General features: G+C 68.0%; 14 protein-coding genes. 7 read left to right on the plus strand and 7 right to left on the minus strand.

Features of this window, described 5'->3' with window-relative positions; all coding sequences use genetic code 11:
* Window positions 1-115 precede the first annotated feature (115 nt).
* Window positions 116-1,381 carry a DUF2865 domain-containing protein gene (locus BBX35_RS02315; RefSeq protein ID WP_141687800.1) on the plus strand — a complete coding sequence of 422 codons (1,266 nt, stop codon included), beginning with the start codon at window positions 116-118 and terminating at the stop codon, window positions 1,379-1,381.
* On the opposite strand, the gene gltX is transcribed toward BBX35_RS02315, so the two are convergent.
* From gltX to BBX35_RS02345, 6 genes are all read right to left on the minus strand, one after another.
* Window positions 1,344-2,717, minus strand: a complete 1,374-nt coding sequence (gene gltX, locus BBX35_RS02320) for a glutamate--tRNA ligase (protein WP_067215565.1) — start codon at window positions 2,715-2,717, stop codon at window positions 1,344-1,346. The genes BBX35_RS02315 and gltX overlap by 38 nt on opposite strands.
* A 9-nt stretch (window positions 2,718-2,726) precedes the next feature.
* Complete coding sequence (locus BBX35_RS02325) at window positions 2,727-3,974, minus strand: MFS transporter (protein WP_067215567.1); 1,248 nt, start codon at window positions 3,972-3,974, stop codon at window positions 2,727-2,729.
* A gap of 218 nt (window positions 3,975-4,192) precedes the next feature.
* Window positions 4,193-5,401, minus strand: coding sequence for an MFS transporter (locus BBX35_RS02330; protein WP_067215570.1), 1,209 nt, complete (start codon window positions 5,399-5,401; stop codon window positions 4,193-4,195).
* A gap of 76 nt (window positions 5,402-5,477) precedes the next feature.
* Window positions 5,478-7,190 (minus strand): NAD+ synthase, encoded by a 1,713-nt coding sequence (locus tag BBX35_RS02335; RefSeq protein WP_083205974.1) that lies wholly within the window; start codon window positions 7,188-7,190, stop codon window positions 5,478-5,480.
* A 103-nt stretch (window positions 7,191-7,293) separates the two neighbouring features.
* Entirely contained in the window at window positions 7,294-7,830 is a 537-nt protein-coding gene (locus BBX35_RS23545; RefSeq protein ID WP_067215572.1) for a response regulator, read from the minus strand.
* A gap of 250 nt (window positions 7,831-8,080) precedes the next feature.
* Window positions 8,081-9,466, minus strand: a complete 1,386-nt coding sequence (locus tag BBX35_RS02345) for a class II 3-deoxy-7-phosphoheptulonate synthase (RefSeq protein WP_067215575.1) — start codon at window positions 9,464-9,466, stop codon at window positions 8,081-8,083.
* A gap of 815 nt (window positions 9,467-10,281) precedes the next feature.
* On the opposite strand from BBX35_RS02345, the gene BBX35_RS02350 reads away from it, so the two are divergent.
* Genes BBX35_RS02350 through BBX35_RS02370 form a run of 5 tightly spaced genes read left to right on the plus strand, consistent with a single transcriptional unit; the run spans window position 10,282 to window position 14,230 of the window.
* A complete protein-coding gene (locus tag BBX35_RS02350; protein ID WP_067215577.1) occupies window positions 10,282-10,509 on the plus strand; it encodes a hypothetical protein in 228 nt (75 codons plus the stop codon).
* Entirely contained in the window at window positions 10,506-11,978 is a 1,473-nt protein-coding gene (locus BBX35_RS02355; protein ID WP_067215579.1) for a TolC family protein, read from the plus strand. Before BBX35_RS02350 ends, BBX35_RS02355 begins: the two co-directional genes overlap by 4 nt.
* A 17-nt stretch (window positions 11,979-11,995) precedes the next feature.
* A complete protein-coding gene (locus BBX35_RS02360) occupies window positions 11,996-13,387 on the plus strand; it encodes a multicopper oxidase family protein (protein ID WP_067215581.1) in 1,392 nt (463 codons plus the stop codon).
* 50 nt (window positions 13,388-13,437) lie between these two features.
* The gene (locus BBX35_RS02365; protein ID WP_067218079.1) at window positions 13,438-13,917 is read left to right on the plus strand and encodes a cupredoxin domain-containing protein; all 480 of its coding nucleotides are present in this window, start codon (window positions 13,438-13,440) and stop codon (window positions 13,915-13,917) included.
* 31 nt (window positions 13,918-13,948) lie between these two features.
* On the plus strand, window positions 13,949-14,230 hold the full coding sequence (locus BBX35_RS02370; RefSeq protein WP_067215583.1) for a copper-binding protein: 282 nt from the start codon (window positions 13,949-13,951) through the stop codon (window positions 14,228-14,230).
* A 41-nt stretch (window positions 14,231-14,271) separates the two neighbouring features.
* Here the strand turns inward: BBX35_RS02370 and BBX35_RS02375 are convergent, their stop codons facing one another.
* The gene (locus tag BBX35_RS02375; RefSeq protein ID WP_067218080.1) at window positions 14,272-14,871 is read right to left on the minus strand and encodes a hypothetical protein; all 600 of its coding nucleotides are present in this window, start codon (window positions 14,869-14,871) and stop codon (window positions 14,272-14,274) included.
* A 114-nt stretch (window positions 14,872-14,985) separates the two neighbouring features.
* Between BBX35_RS02375 and BBX35_RS02380 the strand changes: the two genes are divergently transcribed.
* Window positions 14,986-16,194 (plus strand): aminotransferase class V-fold PLP-dependent enzyme, encoded by a 1,209-nt coding sequence (locus BBX35_RS02380; RefSeq protein ID WP_067215586.1) that lies wholly within the window; start codon window positions 14,986-14,988, stop codon window positions 16,192-16,194.
* Window positions 16,195-16,261 lie beyond the last annotated feature (67 nt).

Raw genomic sequence — 16,261 nt, forward strand, 5'->3', positions numbered from 1 at the left:
TTTACTAAAAATCTAGCATTTCCTTGTGCCGCGCCGCGACCTGACGCCATAGTCGGCCCCGTTGAGGCCTGACCGCGGTCAGGACCATCCTCTTTTGCGCAAGCGGATCGCATCGATGTCACTGGTGTACGGTATCGGAAAAGGACTGCTGCGCGGCCTCGCGGCTGCGGGCCTGATCCTTGCCGTCGGCGGCCCGGCCGTTGCAGCCAGCTGCTCTGCCCTGCGCGCCGAACTGCAGCAGATCTCGGCCGGCGGCTCGCGCTCGCCCGAATATGCCAAGTGGGACGAGGCGCACCGCGCCCAGTCCCGTGCGCTGGGCCTTGCCGAACGCGATTTCCGCCATCTCGGCTGTTCCGGAGGCGCCGGCGCCCCGTCCTGCAAGGGGCTGGGCCCGAAGATCGAGAGCATGCGCGCCAATCTGGCCAAGATCGACCGCCAGCGGTCCCGCCATGCCGGAAGCCGCAGCAATGGCCGCGAGGCGGCCCTGCGCAAGGCGATCGCCCGTCAGAACTGCGATGCCCCTCGCGAGGCGCGCGCGCCCGTGAACTCCGGCATCCGTTCTGCCCCGCCCTCCGGCGGCGGCTTCCTGTCCCTGTTCGGCATCGGACGCGGCAACGACGCGGTGACGCATCAGGTCGCCGTGGAGCCGGAGCGGACCGAGCCCCGTGCCCGCTCGACCGTGCGCTTCAGCTCCGGCGACGGCGCCGCCATCGCGCGCCGTCCGTCCGGCCCGACCTACCGGACCATGTGCGTGCGCATGTGCGACGGCTTCTTCTTCCCTGTCAGCTTCGCGACGGGTGAGGAAGGCTTCGGCCGCGACGCCGCCGTGTGCCGTTCCATGTGCCCCGGCGCGGAGGCCGAGCTCTTCGTCCATCGCAATCCGGGCGAGACGGTCGAAAACCTCGTCTCTGTCACAGGCATGCCCTATGGCGACCTCCCGAACGCCAACCGGTTCCGTGTTGCCTATGTGGAAGGATGCGGCTGCCAGCCGAGCGCCGACCGCCGGACCATGGCGAGCCTGATCCGCAGCGGTGACGACGAGGCCGCCGGCTACCTGCGCGATGTGGGTATGGAGACTGGCGTGGCACAGGAACTGCGCAGCGGCGTTGCTCCCGACGGCGTGGGCGCCGACGATGCGCAGGACGCCATCGAGACCCTGCAATTGCAGGACCCGGACACGCGCACCAACATGGAGCTCGGCTATTCGCCCGTGCGCCAGGGACCGTCTCTGCCGGTGCTCGGCTCGCCCCAGCGCCAGAAGGCGGAAGCCCCCGCCACGACTGATACGCCGCTTGCCGCGACCAGCGGGGAAGGCTCCACGGAGCCGCGGGCGGAACGCAATGTCAGGATAGTCGGGCCGCGCTATTTCGTTGCCCAATAAGCGGCAGCAACGCCTTCATGTCCGGCCCGTGCTCTTCGCCAGTCAGCGCCTTGCGCAGCGGCAGGAACAGCGCCCGCCCCTTGCGGCCGGTCCGTTCCTTCAGCGCGCCTGTCCAGGCACCCCAGGTCGTCTCGTCGTAGGGCTCGGGCGGAAGCAGCTCCGCCGCCTCACGCAGGAACGCCGCGTCATCCTCGGCAACCCGCAGCGGCTGCGGTGAAGTCACCGCCCGCCACCAGCGCGCGGCGTCCGCCACCGTCTCGCAGTTCTCCCGCACCGCCAGCCAGAAGGCCTCGCCTCCCGGATGCGTCTCGGCGATGCCAAGGCCCGACAGACGCTCGGCAACGTCCGCATATGGCAGGCTGTGCACCAGCTTCGCGTTCAGCGGCCGCAGCTCCTGCGGATCGAACTTCGCCGACGAGCGCGACACGTCGGCGAGATCGAAACCCTCGGCCAACTGTTGCAGGCTCTCCGCCGGCTCCACCGCGTGGCTGGTGCCGGTGAGAACCGCGAGCGAGGCAACCGCCATCGGCTCGAACCCGTCCTCGCGCAGCGAACGCAGCGACAGCGCGCCCTTGCGCTTCGACAGGCCCTCGCCGGACACCGTCGTCAGCAGATTGTGGTGCCCGAAGACCGGCGGGACCGCATCCAGCGCCTCGAAGATAGCGATCTGCACGCCGGTATTGGCCACATGGTCCTCGCCGCGGATGACATGGGTCACCCCGGCGGCGATATCGTCGACGATGGAAGGCAGCGTGTAGAGATAGCTGCCGTCCTCGCGCACCAGCACCGGATCCGACAACGAGGCAAGGTCGATGCTCTGCGCCCCGCGGCACAGGTCGTCCCAGCTGCGCTCCACGCGCCGCGTGACGAAAGGATCGCCGTCATGGTTCGGCAGCAGGAAGCGCCAGTGCGGCCGCCGCCCCTCGGCCTCCAGCCGCGCCCGCTCCTCGTCACTAAGCTTCAGCGCGGCCCGGTCGTAGACCGGCGGGCGTCCGAGCGCGCGCGCCCTGGCGCGCCGCCGCTCCAGCTCGTCCGACGTCTCGTAGCAGGGATAGAGCAGCCCGGCCGCCTTGAGCTTTTCGGCCGCCGCATCGTAGAGCGGCAGCCGGTCCGACTGGCGGAAGCTCTCATGCGGGGCGATGCCGAGCCAGCCGAGATCCTCCGCGATTGCAGAGGCGAACTCGTCGGTCGAGCGCTCCTTGTCGGTATCGTCGTAGCGCAGGATGAAGCGCCCCTCGCGGCGCAGCGCGAAGAGCCAGTTGATCAGCGCCGGACGGGCATTGCCGATATGCAGGAAGCCCGTGGGCGACGGGGCGAAGCGAACGGTGACGGTCATGGCCACCTCTTAGCCGGAAGCCGGGTCCCTCGCAACGCTGCCCTCCGCCTGTCGCTGGCGCACATGGCGCGACACCAGCGTCAGCGCCAGTGCCGCCAGCAGGCAGTAGAGCGCCATGGCATAGACCTGCAGCGAATACGGCACGCCGGCGTCGATCAGATAGCCGGTGAGGCCCGGCCCCAGCGCGGAGGCGAAGACCATCATCGCCACCGTCACGGAGCGGATCGAGCCGAGATGCTGCGCGCCGTAGATCTCCGGCCACAGGGCGCCGAACAGGGTCGAGCTGAACCCGTAGCTGATGCCGAGCAGCGCCATGAAGCCGAAGGCCGCGAAGGGATGCGTGACGGAGCCCAGCAGCACACAGGCAAGCCCCAGCGGCAGCAGGAAGGTCGGCAGCAGCCGCAGCGCCGTCACCTTGTCCACCAGATAACCGGCCAGCAGCGCGCAGCTGATCGTCATCGCCGACATGGCCATGAAGGCCGAGGCGAACAGTTCCATCGACCAGCCGCGCAGCTCCACCAGATAGACCTGATGGAAGAAGATCGTCGTCCCGATGAAGGGCGGCGCCAGCGTGCCGGCCGAAATGATCCAGTAGGCCGGATCGCGCAGCACCTCGGCGCGGGTCCATTGCCGCTGCGCCACCGGGCGCTCGTCCGTGTGGATGGTGCCGCGCGGCACCCGCTCGACCTTCAGCAGCAGAAGCAGCGCCGGCAGCGCCACCAGCACCAGCACGGCAACGCCGAGCCACCACGTGCCGCGCCAGCCCAGCAGGCCGGCCAGCGTCACGAAGACCAGCGGCAGGCTGGCCTCACCGCACTGGATGCCGAGCGAGGCGATGGAGACCGCGCGCCCGCGCTGCGCGTCGTACCAGCGGCCCATAGCGGTCATCGCCACATGGGTCATCATGCCCTGGCCGAACAGCCGCAAGCCGTAGAGCACGACGAACAGCATCGCGACCGAGGAGACGCTGGCCATGCCGGCGGTAAACAGCGCGAGCCCCGCCACCACGCCGCCGGCAACCAGCGCCAGCGGAAACGTGTCGACCACCTTGCCGACGAAGGTCAGCGACAGCGCGGAGCACAGGGTGGCGGCCATGTAGAGCCCGCCGAACGCGCCGTGGCTCAGCCCGAACTCGGCCCTCAGGTCTCCCGCCACAAGCGAGATGAAATAGGTCTGCCCGAAGCTGGAAAAGAAGGTCAGCAGCAGTCCGGCGCCGAGCCAGCGGAGGTTGTCGCACAGGAAGGTGAAGAAGGACATGGCAGCTATCCGCGGCAAAGGTGGAAAGTCCGCAGGTTCGCGAGGCCCGCCCGCGGCAAGCCGGAGCCGGACGCGGAACGGAGCGCGGCGAACCGCACAAGTCGATCGGATGGAGCGCAGGCCGGCGGCACCGGTCGCAGGACCAGGAAAGAGCCGTCAGGATAGAGAAACTTCTTGTCCGGCGAAAGGGATAGTCCTTTTCGACAAGGCCTGCCTGGTCACACGCGGGCGGGCTCGGCCGGACGCCTCCACGCCAGAACGGCAAGGCACACGAGCGCCGCCAGCGCCAGCATCGCCAGCCCCGAGGCATAGACGACGACGCCCGCGACACCGGCGCTGTCCAGCACCATCGTCACCAGCAGCGGGCCTGCCGCCATTGCGATATTGCTCGGCAGCGACAGGTTGGCCGCCGCGCGCGCATAGCGGCTTGCCGAAAAGAAGCTGAGCGGCAGCAGCGCCCGGGTCAGCGCCGAAATGCCCGACCCGAAGCCGTAGAACGCGATGAAGAGATAAAGCAGCGAAGCCTTTCCGTCGGCGAGGAGCAGCAGCAGGGGCGAGCCCACCAGCAGCGCGGCGGCGATGAGCCCCGAGGTCAACGGCGTTGCGAACCGCCCCGCCAGGATATCCGCGAGCCGCGCCGTGATACCCAGCACCGAGCGCAGCGCGCCGAGTTCCAGCGCCAGAGCCGGCGAGGCACCCGACATCTGCAGCAGGGCGATCAGCGACGGCGCCAGCCCCGTGGTGACCAGACTGAAGACGATGGAGACCAGCGCAATCAGCAGGAAGGCAAGGCGCGCCTGCGCCTGCGTCAGCCGCAAGGGCTCGACAGCGGCGGCCGCGGCGCGCGCGGCGCCTCCGTCCTCGTCGCGCGGCGTCGGCAGGGCGAAGAGATAGAGCGGGCAAAGCACGAGTTGGGTTGCGGCCGCCGCCAGCATCGCCATGCGCCAGCCGATCGCCCCTTCCAGCAGGGACCACAACGGCCAGGCGACGGCAGCCGACAGGCCGGTGAAGATCATCAGGATGCCGATGGAGCGCCGGGCGCCCGCCCCTTCCCGCTCGACCACCGCCGCATTGCACGGCACGGTCAGGCCGAGCGCGCCGCCGATCCCCATCACCAGCCAGGCGGCGTAGTAGAGCACGACACCCTGCGCCAGGCTCATAGCGAGAAGCCCCGCCGACATGGTCGCAGCTCCCGCTGCGAGCACCCGTGCAGCGCCATGCCGCTCGATCAGCCGCCCGGTCCAGGGGCCGGCGAACCCACCCAGCAGCATCATCGCCGTCAACCCGCCGAAGGCGAGCGCATTCGACATGCCGAGCTCGGCGGCGATCTGTCGACCCAGCACGCCGGGCATGTCGAAGGTCGTCCCCCAACCGACGATCTGGCCGGCGGCCAGGATGGCGATAAGGCGAAGCCTGTCGAGACGCATGATCCCTCGCGCGAGGGCTCGTGTGGCGGGAGCCGCAGCAGCCCGGCCGGGCTTGGCTACCACTGAAAGACGCGGCCTAGCTGCGGTCGCGGAAGCGGTTGGTGATCGGGTAGCGGCGGTCGCGGCCGAAATTCTTGCGGGTGATCTTGACGCCCGGCGCCGACTGCCGGCGCTTGTATTCGGCGATGTAGAGCAGGTGCTCGATGCGGTGGATCAGCTCGCGGTCATGGCCGCGCGCCTCGATATCGCCCACCGACATCTCGTTCTCCACCAGACATTCGAGAATGTCGTCGAGCACGTCATAGGGCGGCAGCGAATCCTGGTCCGTTTGGTTCTCGCGCAGCTCCGCGGTCGGCACCTTGTCGATGATGTTGACCGGGATCACCTCGCCCTCGGGACCGAGCAGGCCACCCGGACGGTTGGCGTTGCGCCAGGCGGCGAGCCGATAGACCTGCGTCTTGTAGAGATCCTTGATCGGGTTGAAGCCGCCGTTCATGTCGCCGTAGAGCGTCGCATAGCCGACCGACATTTCCGACTTGTTGCCCGTGGTCGCGACCATCGAGCCGAACTTGTTGGAGATCGCCATCAGGATCGTGCCGCGCGCGCGCGACTGCAGGTTCTCTTCCGTCACGCCGCTGTCGGTGCCGGCGAACAGGCCCGAAAGCCCCTCCGAAAAGCCCTCCACCGCCGGGGCGATCGCCACCGTGTCGTAGCGCACGCCGAGCGCCTTGGCGCAGGCTTCGGCATCCACGAGGCTCTCCGTCGAGGTGTAGCGATAGGGCAGCATCACGCAGTGGACCTTGTCGCCCCCCAGCGCATCCACCGCCATCGCCGCCACCACCGCGCTGTCGATGCCGCCGGACATGCCCAGCACCACGCCCGGAAAGCGGTTCTTGTTCACATAGTCCCGGAAGCCGAGGACGCAGGCCTGCCAGCGCGCAGCATCGATATCCGGCAGATCGGCCTTCGGCCCGCTCTCGCAGACCCAGCCATCGTCCGCATCGCGGCGCCAGTCGGTGATCGCGATCTCCTCGACGAACTCGCCCATCTGGAACGCAAGGCGCCGGTCGGCCTGCAGCGCGAAGGACGCGCCGTCGAACACCAGTTCGTCCTGGCCGCCGAGCTGGTTGCAATAGACCAGCGGCAGGCCCGTCTCGACCACGCGCTGCACCATCACCTGCAGACGCACCTCCGGCTTGCCGGCATAGAAGGGAGAGCCGTTCGGCACCAGCAGCAGCTCCGCGCCGGTCTCCTCCAGGCACTCGCAGACTTCCTCGGTCCACGCATCCTCGCAGACCGGCAGGCCGAGGCGGATGCCGCGAAAGCCGACCGGCCCCGGCAAGGGACCTGCCTGGAACACGCGCTTTTCGTCGAACTCGCCGTAGTTGGGCAGATCGTATTTGAACCGCACGCCCTCGATGCGTCCGCCGTCGACCAGCGCCACCGCATTGTGCAGCTTGTCGCCGTCGCGCCAGGGCAGACCGATCACCACGCCCGGCCCGCCGTCGGCGGTGTCCGCCACCAGTTCGTCCAGCGCAGCGCGGCACGCCGTGACGAAGGCCGGCTTCAGCACCAGATCCTCCGGCGGATAGCCGGACAGGAACAGCTCCGACAACAGCACGAGGTCTGCCCCGGCGGCCGCGGCCTGCGCACGGGCGCGGCGCGCCAGCGCGAGGTTTCCCTCCACATCGCCGACGGTCGGGTTCATCTGGGCCACCGCCAGCCGCAGCCTGTCGGCGGGGCCGGAAGAGCCGGTTTTCACGGAGGATTCGGTCGGTGTCGCGCTCATGAAAATGGGTGTAGCCCGGCCCTTGCGCTTGCGCAATCGGCGAGAACGCATGGGCGTGCCGCGGAGCACACGTTGCCGCCCGGTGGGATGCCGGGTCGAAAGGTTAGAGGTACACGGTGCCCTGCCCGCCGGCCGCGCCTTGCTGCTTGAGCGCTGCGGCCGCCACTTCCGGCGCCGGCATTGCCGACGGCTCGAAGCTGCCCCTCGGCGCCGGCCGCAGCCGGTCCACCGCCCGCACGAACGGCCTGTGCTCCGTCAGGACCCGTTGCAGGCGCTGGTAGAGCATCGCCGGCGAGACCGGCTTTGCCAGGAATTCGTGAATGCCGAGCTCCACCGCCTTGAGCACCACCGGCTTGCGCGCATCCGCGCTCACCATGATCACCGGCGTGGTGGCGACGCCCGCATCGGTGTCGCCGCGCAGGATCGACAGGAATTCGGCGCCGTTGAGCGGCGACATCACCCAGTCGCAGATGACGACGTCGGGCTTTCGCTCGAGCGTGGCCGCCAGCCCGTCGGCACCGTCCGATGCGTCCGAGATCCGCCGGATGCCGAAGCCGCCCAGGATCGCCCTGAAAAGACTTCGCATATGAGAGTTGTCGTCGATGACCAGCACCGACACTGCTGAAAGATCGAGTACCATGCCGTTCGGTCCCCTCCCGATTGGCTCATACTTACAAATATGCGAAAGACGGAAAGATTTCCTTACGTCAATTTCGACCGGACCGCTTGGTTGCCGGTTGACTGCCGGTCGACCTGCGCCCGGCGCGCGCGACACATACCGCGCGACACCTTTCGGGAAAGCTACCGCTGCCGGACTGCAGCGCGAAAAAACGAAAAACGCCGCCGGCAAGGCCGGCGGCGCTGAAGTGCTTGCGTCAAAGCGCGGCGGCTCAGGCGATGGCCGCCTCGCGCTCCGGGCTGCCCCGCTGGTCGCGCTCCTTGCGGACGTTCTCGGCCACCATGAAGGCGAGCTCGATCGCCTGCTCGGCATTGAGCCGCGGGTCGCAATAGGTGTGGTAGCGGTCGGCGAGATCCTCGGCCGTCAGCGCCCGGGCACCGCCCGTGCACTCGGTGACGTTCTTGCCGGTCATCTCCACATGGATGCCGCCCGCGTAGCTGCCTTCCGCCCGGTGCACCGCGAAGAAGGCCTCGACCTCCCGCATGATGCGGTCGAACGGACGCGTCTTGTAACCACCGGCGGTGATCGTGTTGCCATGCATGGGATCGCACGACCACACCACCTTCCGGCCCTCGCGCTCCACGGCGCGCACCAGCTGCGGCAGGTGCTCGAACACCTTGTCCGCGCCGAAGCGGCAGATCAGCGTCAAGCGGCCGGCCTCGTTGGCCGGGTTCAGCGTGTCAATCAGCTGCAGCAGCTCGTCGGCCTTCAGGCTCGGGCCGCATTTCAGGCCGATCGGGTTCTTGATGCCGCGGAAGAACTCGACATGCGCATGGTCCGGCTGGCGGGTGCGGTCGCCGATCCACAGCATGTGGCCGGAGGTCGCGTACCAGTCGCCGGAGGTGCTGTCGACGCGGGTCATCGCCTGCTCGTAGCCCAGCAGAAGGGCTTCGTGGCTGGTGAAGAAATCGGTCGAGCGCAGCTGCGGCGCGCTGTCCGGGTCGATGCCGCAGGCGCGCATGAACTCCAGGCTCTCCGAGATCCGGTCGGCGAGCACCTGGTAGCGATGGCTCTGCGGGCTATCCTTGACGAAGGACAGCATCCAGCGATGCACGTGGTCGAGATTGGCGAAACCGCCCTGCGCGAAGGCGCGCAGCAGGTTCAGCGTCGCGGCCGACTGGCGGTAGGCCATGACCTGGCGCTGCGGATCCGGCTCACGGGATTCCGGCGTGAAGGCGATGTCGTTGACGATATCGCCGCGGTAGCTCGGCAGCTCCACGTCGCCCTGCTTCTCCATCGGCGAGGAGCGCGGCTTGGCGAACTGGCCGGCGATGCGGCCGACCTTCACCACCGGCTGCGCCGAGGCATAGGTGAGCACGACGGCCATCTGCAGGAAGACGCGGAAGAAGTCGCGGATGTGGTCCGCGTGGTGCTCCGCAAAGCTCTCCGCACAATCGCCGCCCTGCAGCAGGAATCCGCGACCTTCGGCCACTTCGGCGAGCTGGGCCTTCAGCTTCCTCGCCTCACCTGCAAAAACGAGCGGCGGAAAGTCGGACAGGCGGCGCTCCACTTCCGCGAGCGCGTCCGCGTCGCGATACTCGGGCACCTGCACGATCGGCATCGACCGCCAGCTATCCGGTGTCCAGTTCTGCGCCATTGTTCCAACTCCGTATAAACGACCTTCGGCAAGATCTTGTGCCTGCAGGCATCCGCTCCGGTTGCGTGTTTCGTCTGTCCCCGCTCGCCCGATCATATGTTGCGTGGGCGACGGGTGCCGGGCGTTATACACGCGGCAGCGTGGCGAGGCCACAGATAACGTCGCAACGGATGAGCCAGCAGAGTGGCACTGCAAGCGCTCCGAAGGTCCGCAATGCTGCCGATCACATTCCCGAGAGCAGCGGCCGACAGTGCTCGTGCCTCTTGCACGTGGCTGCCGTCTGACTCATTATCCGGCGTCATGGAGAGTCGTGCCCGCCTCTTTGCTGCAACTCTGTGCCGCCTCGTTCTCGTGGCGATGATTGCGCTTGCAGGTGCCACCGCCGGCAATCTGAGCGACGCCTTTGCCGCAGCGGTCCCGGCCGCTCGCCAGCAAGCCCACATTCACGCCCCGTCGCCGATGGTTGCCGCACACGCAGCCGACGACGCGCATGCAGCCGGTCACGGCAGCGCAAGATCTCACGACATGGCGCCGCACGCCTCGCACGGACAGACGCCCGAAGGCTCCCACCACCAGACGGGCTCCACGGTCGACTGTTGTCTCTCCTTCTGTTTTCCCGGACTGGCCGAAGATTGCGCCCCCGGTTTCGCGCATCTTCCCGCTGCAAAGCCGGAGAGCGACCATGCGGTTCGCCTCGAGCCGCAACCGCCCCACCCGACCGACCGCCCTCCTCGAGCCTGACAGGCCGGCCTGAAAAGGCCGTTGCCGCGCGGTGAACCCGCGCGGCCGCATCCTGTCATTCTCGAGGACTTGTCATGATATCCAGACTGCTTGCGGCCCTCGCGCCGCTGGCGGTGGCCGCCTGTGCCACCGTCCCGGCAACCGTGTCCGGTTACGGACCGCTGCCGGAAGACCCGCACGCCGCCACCGTGCCTTTGCGACCGGCCAGCGTCGTCGCTCCCTACGAGCACCGCATTCCCGTGGAGCCGGGCAACTGGCGGGACCTGAACGACCGCCAGGCACCGGGCGGAGGTGCGTCATGAGGCCCTCCCTTCGTTCCCTCGCCGTGTTGACGGCGCCCCTGCTGCTCGGCGGCTGCATCGCCACGGCTGCTACGGATGCCTACGGGCCCGGCGATGCCGGCTTCGTCACCGTCGCCGGCCAGGTGGCACCAGCGCTCGGCGGCAACACCCCCACATGGGTCCAGACCCCCGAGCAGGCCCGCGCGGCCTCCGAGCGCGTGCGTTCCATGGTCCACAAGAAGACCATCAGCGCCGAAACCGCCGTTCAGGTGGCCTTGATCAACAATCGCGGCCTGCAGGCGGCCTATTCGGATCTCGGCATCAGCGCCGCCGATGCCTGGCAGCAGACCCTGCTGCCGAACCCGAACATTTCGGTCGGCCTGCTCGGCATCGGCCAACCCGGCCTGGTCGCCTTCAAGACCATCGAGGGGATGGTCGCCAACAACATCCTGGCCCTCCTGACGCACAAGCGGCGCAGCGAGATCGCCGAGACCCGCTTCCGCCAGGCGCAGATGCGGGCGGCGGAGGAAACCCTGCGCGTTGCCAACGAGACGCGCAGCGCATGGATCGAGACGGTCGCCGCCTTCGAGACGGTCGCCCTCCTCAACCAAGCCCGTCAAGCCGCCGATGCGGCCTCCGAGCTTGCCGAAAAGCTCGGCGAGACCGGCGCCATGCCCAAGGCTGCGCAGGCGCGCGAACACGCGTTCAACGCGGAACTGGTCGGCCAGATCGCGGAGGCCCGGCTTGCCGCGCGGCTCGCCAAGGAAAAGCTCGCCCGCGCGATGGGGCTATGGGGCGCGGACACCGCGTTCTTCGTGCCCGACGCGCTTCCCCCGCTTCCCGGCCGCCTGATGAACAAGGAGCATGTCGAGCGGGAGGCGCTGCAGCGCCGGGTCGACCTGCAGATCGCGAAGATAGAGCTGGAGGCTACGGCCCGCGAGCTCGGACTGACCGAGGCGACCCGCTACGTCACCGATCTCGGCCTCGTCGCCGGCTTCGAAAGCGAGCGCGAGAAGGAGGACGGCAAGACCCGGCTCACCGGCACGGCCCAGGTGGAGCTGGATTTCGCGATCCCGATCTTCGACAGCGGCGCGGCCCGCATGAAGAAGGCGGAGTTCACCTACATGCGTGCCGCCAATCGCCTGGCGGAACGTGCGGTCAACATTCGCTCGCAGGCGCGCTCCGCCTATCTGGCCTACCGCGCCTCGCACGAGATCGCCCGCCACTACCGCAACTCGGTCCTGCCCCTGCGCAACCAGATCGAGGAGGAATCCCTCCTCACCTACAACGGCATGATCACCAACACGTTCGAGCTGCTGGCCGATACCAGGGCGCGGATCGGCACCGTCCTGATGGCCTCACGCGCCAAGCGGGACTTCTGGCTCGCGGAAGCGGGCCTGGCCGCCGCGATCCATGGCGGCGGTGAAGCCCCGGCCGCAGGCGGTGGCAGCGAAGCCGCGGTCGCCGATGCCGGCGGCGGCGGACATTGATGGCGAAGGAGACTGCAATGCTGAACAGACGTCAGATCCTGGGCGCCGGCGCTGCGGGCGCGGCCCTCGTGTCCTCCACCGCCTGGTCCCAGACCAGCAATCGCGGACTGCCTGAGGCGGCGACGATGGACACGCCCGCAACCCAGGCCCCGCTCACCCCCACCTCGGGCCCGGACTACAACCCCGTCGTTACCCTGAACGGCTGGACCCTGCCCCACCGCATGAACAACGGCGTCAAGGAGTTCCACCTCGTCGCCGAGCCGGTGGAGCGGGAGCTTGCCGACGGCATGACCGCCTTCCTGTGGGGCTATAACGGCCAGTCCATCGGCCCGACCATCGAAGCGGTCGAGGGCGACAGGGTGCGCATCTTCGTCACCAACCGCCTGCCCGAGCACACCTCCGTGCACTGGCACGGCATGATCCTGCCTTCCGGCATGGACGGCGTCGGCGGCCTGTCGCATCCGGGCATCCCGCCGGGCAAGACCTTCGTCTACGAGTTCGACCTCGTGAAGAGCGGGACGTTCATGTACCACCCGCACGCCGACGAGATGGTGCAGATGGCCATGGGCATGATGGGGTTCTTCATCGTGCATCCGAAGGACCCGGCCTTCATGCGTGTCGACCGTGATTTCCTGATCATGCTCAACGCCTTCGACATCGATCCCGGCTCCTACGTGCCGAAGATCATGACGATGACCGACTTCAACCTGTGGACCTGGAACAGCCGGATCTTTCCCGACATCGATCCGCTCGTCGTCGGACTGGGAGACCGGGTGCGGGTGCGCGTCGGTAACCTGACCATGACCAACCACCCCATCCACATGCACGGCTACGACTTCGAGGTCACCTGTACGGATGGTGGCTGGGTGCGCCCTGAGGCGCGCTGGCCGGAAGTGTCCATCGATATTCCCGTCGGCGCCATGCGTGCCTACGAGTTCGACGCGGTCCACCCGGGCGACTGGGCGATCCACTGCCACAAGTCGCATCACACGATGAACGCCATGGGCCACGACGTGCCGACCTTCATCGGCGCCGACAAGCGCTCGGTCACCGCGAAGATCCGCAAGCTACAGCCCGAATACATGCCGATGGGCTCCAACGGCATGGCCGAAATGGGCGAGATGGAAATGCCCCTGCCCGACAACACGGTTCCGATGATGGCCGGCTGGGGGCCCCATGGCCCGCTGGAAATGGGCGGGATGTTCTCCGTGGTGAAGGTCCGCGACGGCATTCAGCCGGGCGATTACGCCGATCCCGGCTGGTACGAGAACCCGCCCGGAACACAGGCTTGGGAGTGGGCCGGCGAACTGCCGGACGTCACCCGTGCCGACAGCCCTTCCACCACGCTCACCGATGCTCCGGCCAGCGCACCCGCACAGCGTGCCTCACACCGGCAGCATGGCGGCTGAGGCCGCTCCATACCCCGAAACGGAAAGGACAGAACATGCAGACAAAGACCATGAAGATGCTCGCCGTGGCCCTCTGCGCCCTCGCGCTCGGTCAGGGCGACGCGATCGCCGCCGGCACTCATGCCGGAGGCCACGGGGACAAGATGGCCGCCGGCACCCCCGGCGAGGCATCACAGGCGACGCGCACCGTACGTGTCGAACTGAAGGAGACCGAAGACGGCATGGCGATTGATCCGGCGGCCCTTCAGGTGCGCCAGGGCGAGACCATCCGCTTTCTCGTTCGCAACGTCGGAGAGATCGAGCACGAGTTCGTCATCGACACGCCGGTCCGCAACCAGGAGCACAAGAAGGTGATGGCCCAGTTCCCGGACATGGAGCACGACGATCCCAACTCCGTCCGGCTCGAGCCGGGCGCCGAGGGCGAGGTCGTGTGGACCTTCAGCAATACCGGCAGCTTCGAGTTCGCCTGCCTGATCCCCGGTCACTACGAGTCCGGCATGCATGGCGACATCGACGTCGCACACAAGTGAGCAGCCCCTCCCCAACGAAAAGGACGACAAGATGAAACTCGCAACAGCCTTCGTCGTAGCCCTGCTCCTCGTCTCCGGAGCGTCTACCGCGCTCGCGGCAGAGTTCACCAAGGGCGTGGTCAAGAAGGTCGACCTTCGCGCCAAGAAGGTCACCATCGTCCATGAGGAACTGACATCCCTCGACATGCCGGCCATGACCATGGTCTTCCGCGTCGCCGAAGAGGCGATGTGGGAGCATTTGCAGGAAGGCAAGGAGATCGAGTTCGTCGCCGGACGAGTCAACGGCAAGATCACCGTGACCGAACTGAAGTGACGCGGCGCGCCGGAGCGGCATCCTCCGCTCCGGCGCGTGCCTCACGCCTCGATGTGGCGAAGCCCCGTGCCGGCCAGCTGATCGTCGAACAACGCCAGCAGGTCGGCATCCAGCACCTGCGCCCGCGGATAGCGCGGCGCACTCCGGTCGGCCAGCATCGGGGCGTCCCAGCCATCCGTCGTCTCGATGAAGTGGCGCACGCCCTCCTCGCCCCAGAAGGCGTGAAAGCCGGCCAGCACACAGTCTACATAGCTCTGCAGGATCGGGTGCTCGTCGTCGCCCGGCCGGCGGATTTCACTGTCCGCCTCATAGAGAAAGGCGCTTGCAGCCCCGGCCGCCCCGTCGTCGTCGCGGCGGAAGGACGGGCCGATGCCGTCGATCCGGCGATAGCGCCGCTCGCGCGCGTCGAGCTCGGCAAGCCGTTCGGCCGGCTCGCTCACCATCACTCCGCGGATCGCCGTATCCGCCGCCCGTCGCACCGTCAGCGTGCAGACCTTCGGCAGGTTCTCTGCCCCCGCCGGCCGCCACCAGGCACGCCATTCGCGCCGCCAGCCCGACAGGGTGCCCGCCTCGGCGACCGCCTGCGGCCCCAGAGTGCGCGTGTTGACGAGCGATCCGTAACCGAAATACGTGATAGTCATGCCCTGCGCTTCCATCCCCTTCCATTCGCGGTCGGGAGCCTTCGCGCCGTCCGCCCGCCATCGCTCCTGCCCGTCATTCCTGATCATCTTCCTGCCTAGAGGATCGCTCCGCCCATGACCACCATCCAACGCGCGCAATCTTTCGGCTGGACCGATGCCGACACCGCCCGCCTGCGTACCGATACGCCGGCCGCCGCCCGCCTCGTCCATTTCAACAATGCCGGCGCCAGCCTGCCGCCTGCGCCGGTTCTGGCCGCCGTGAAGGCGCATCTCGATCTTGAGGCCGATATCGGCGGCTACGAGGCCGCCGACCGGGCCGCCCATGCGGTCGCCGATTTCTACCCCGCGGTTGCCGCGCTCTTGGGCGCCGCCCCGCACGAGATCGCCTATGTGGAGAACGCCACGCGCGCCTGGGACATGGCGTTCTACTCGATCCCGTTCCGCCCGGGCGACCGGGTGATCACCGGCCGCGCCGAATACGTCTCCAACTATGTCGCGCTGCTGCAGATGAAGGCCCGCGCCGGCATCGAGATCGATCTGATCGACGACGACGAGACCGGCCAGATCGACCTGAAGGCGCTCGAGGCGGCGATCACCCCGAAGACCCGGCTTATCGCCCTCACCCACGTTCCGACCTTCGGCGGCCTCGTCAATCCGGCCGAGGAAGTCGGCGCCATCGCGCGCCGCCACGGGCTGCTCTACCTGCTGGATGCCTGCCAGTCCGCCGGCCAGCTCGCCCTCGATGTCACCCGGATCGGCTGCCACATGCTTTCCGGCACGGGGCGCAAGTATCTGCGCGGGCCGCGCGGCACCGGTTTCCTCTATGTTTCGGACGCTGTGCTCGACCAGCTGGAGCCTGCCTTCATCGACCTGGAATCCACAGAGTGGATCGATGCCGACAGCTATCGCCTGGTCGAGGGCGCACGACGTTTCGAGAACTGGGAGCGGTATTTCGCCGGCCAGATCGGCCTAGGCGTTGCCGTGCGCTATGCGCTGGAGACCGGGTCGCAGCGGCTGGAGGATCGCATCTCGGCGCTTGCCGCCCTGTTGCGCAGCGAACTCGGCAAGCTCCCGGGCGTCGCGGTGCACGATCGCGGCATCCGCAAATGCGGCATCGTCACGCTCACCGTGGACGGCGAAGCACCGTCCGAGACCAAGGCGCGGCTGACGGCGACCGGCATCAACACCTCGGTCTCGTCCGCCTCCTCCTCGCGGATCGACCTGCCGCGCCGCGGCCTCGACGCGGTCCTGCGCGCCTCGCTTCACGCCTACAACACAGAAGTGGAGATCGAGACCCTGCTGAAGGCCCTGCGGGACGCTTGAGGCGAGCTGACTTAAAAACCCCGCCGGACGGTCGCGTCCGGCGGGGTTTTATGTGTCCAAAGCTTTG

It is taken from the genome of Stappia indica (assembly GCF_001696535.1).
GTDB lineage: Bacteria > Pseudomonadota > Alphaproteobacteria > Rhizobiales > Stappiaceae > Stappia > Stappia indica.

Bases quoted from the DNA above. Each gene is read 5' to 3' on its own strand.
- gltX (WP_067215565.1), bottom strand. From the start codon at position 2,717: ATGACCGTCACCGTTCGCTTCGCCCCGTCGCCCACGGGCTTCCTGCAT.
- BBX35_RS02315 (WP_141687800.1), top strand. From the start codon at position 116: ATGTCACTGGTGTACGGTATCGGAAAAGGACTGCTGCGCGGCCTCGCG.
- BBX35_RS02325 (WP_067215567.1), bottom strand. From the start codon at position 3,974: ATGTCCTTCTTCACCTTCCTGTGCGACAACCTCCGCTGGCTCGGCGCC.
- BBX35_RS02330 (WP_067215570.1), bottom strand. From the start codon at position 5,401: ATGCGTCTCGACAGGCTTCGCCTTATCGCCATCCTGGCCGCCGGCCAG.
- BBX35_RS02370 (WP_067215583.1), top strand. From the start codon at position 13,949: ATGAAACTCGCAACAGCCTTCGTCGTAGCCCTGCTCCTCGTCTCCGGA.
- BBX35_RS02375 (WP_067218080.1), bottom strand. From the start codon at position 14,871: ATGACTATCACGTATTTCGGTTACGGATCGCTCGTCAACACGCGCACT.
- BBX35_RS02355 (WP_067215579.1), top strand. From the start codon at position 10,506: ATGAGGCCCTCCCTTCGTTCCCTCGCCGTGTTGACGGCGCCCCTGCTG.
- BBX35_RS02350 (WP_067215577.1), top strand. From the start codon at position 10,282: ATGATATCCAGACTGCTTGCGGCCCTCGCGCCGCTGGCGGTGGCCGCC.
- BBX35_RS02335 (WP_083205974.1), bottom strand. From the start codon at position 7,190: ATGAGCGCGACACCGACCGAATCCTCCGTGAAAACCGGCTCTTCCGGC.
- BBX35_RS02380 (WP_067215586.1), top strand. From the start codon at position 14,986: ATGACCACCATCCAACGCGCGCAATCTTTCGGCTGGACCGATGCCGAC.
- BBX35_RS02365 (WP_067218079.1), top strand. From the start codon at position 13,438: ATGAAGATGCTCGCCGTGGCCCTCTGCGCCCTCGCGCTCGGTCAGGGC.
- BBX35_RS02345 (WP_067215575.1), bottom strand. From the start codon at position 9,466: ATGGCGCAGAACTGGACACCGGATAGCTGGCGGTCGATGCCGATCGTG.
- BBX35_RS23545 (WP_067215572.1), bottom strand. From the start codon at position 7,830: ATGGTACTCGATCTTTCAGCAGTGTCGGTGCTGGTCATCGACGACAAC.
- BBX35_RS02360 (WP_067215581.1), top strand. From the start codon at position 11,996: ATGCTGAACAGACGTCAGATCCTGGGCGCCGGCGCTGCGGGCGCGGCC.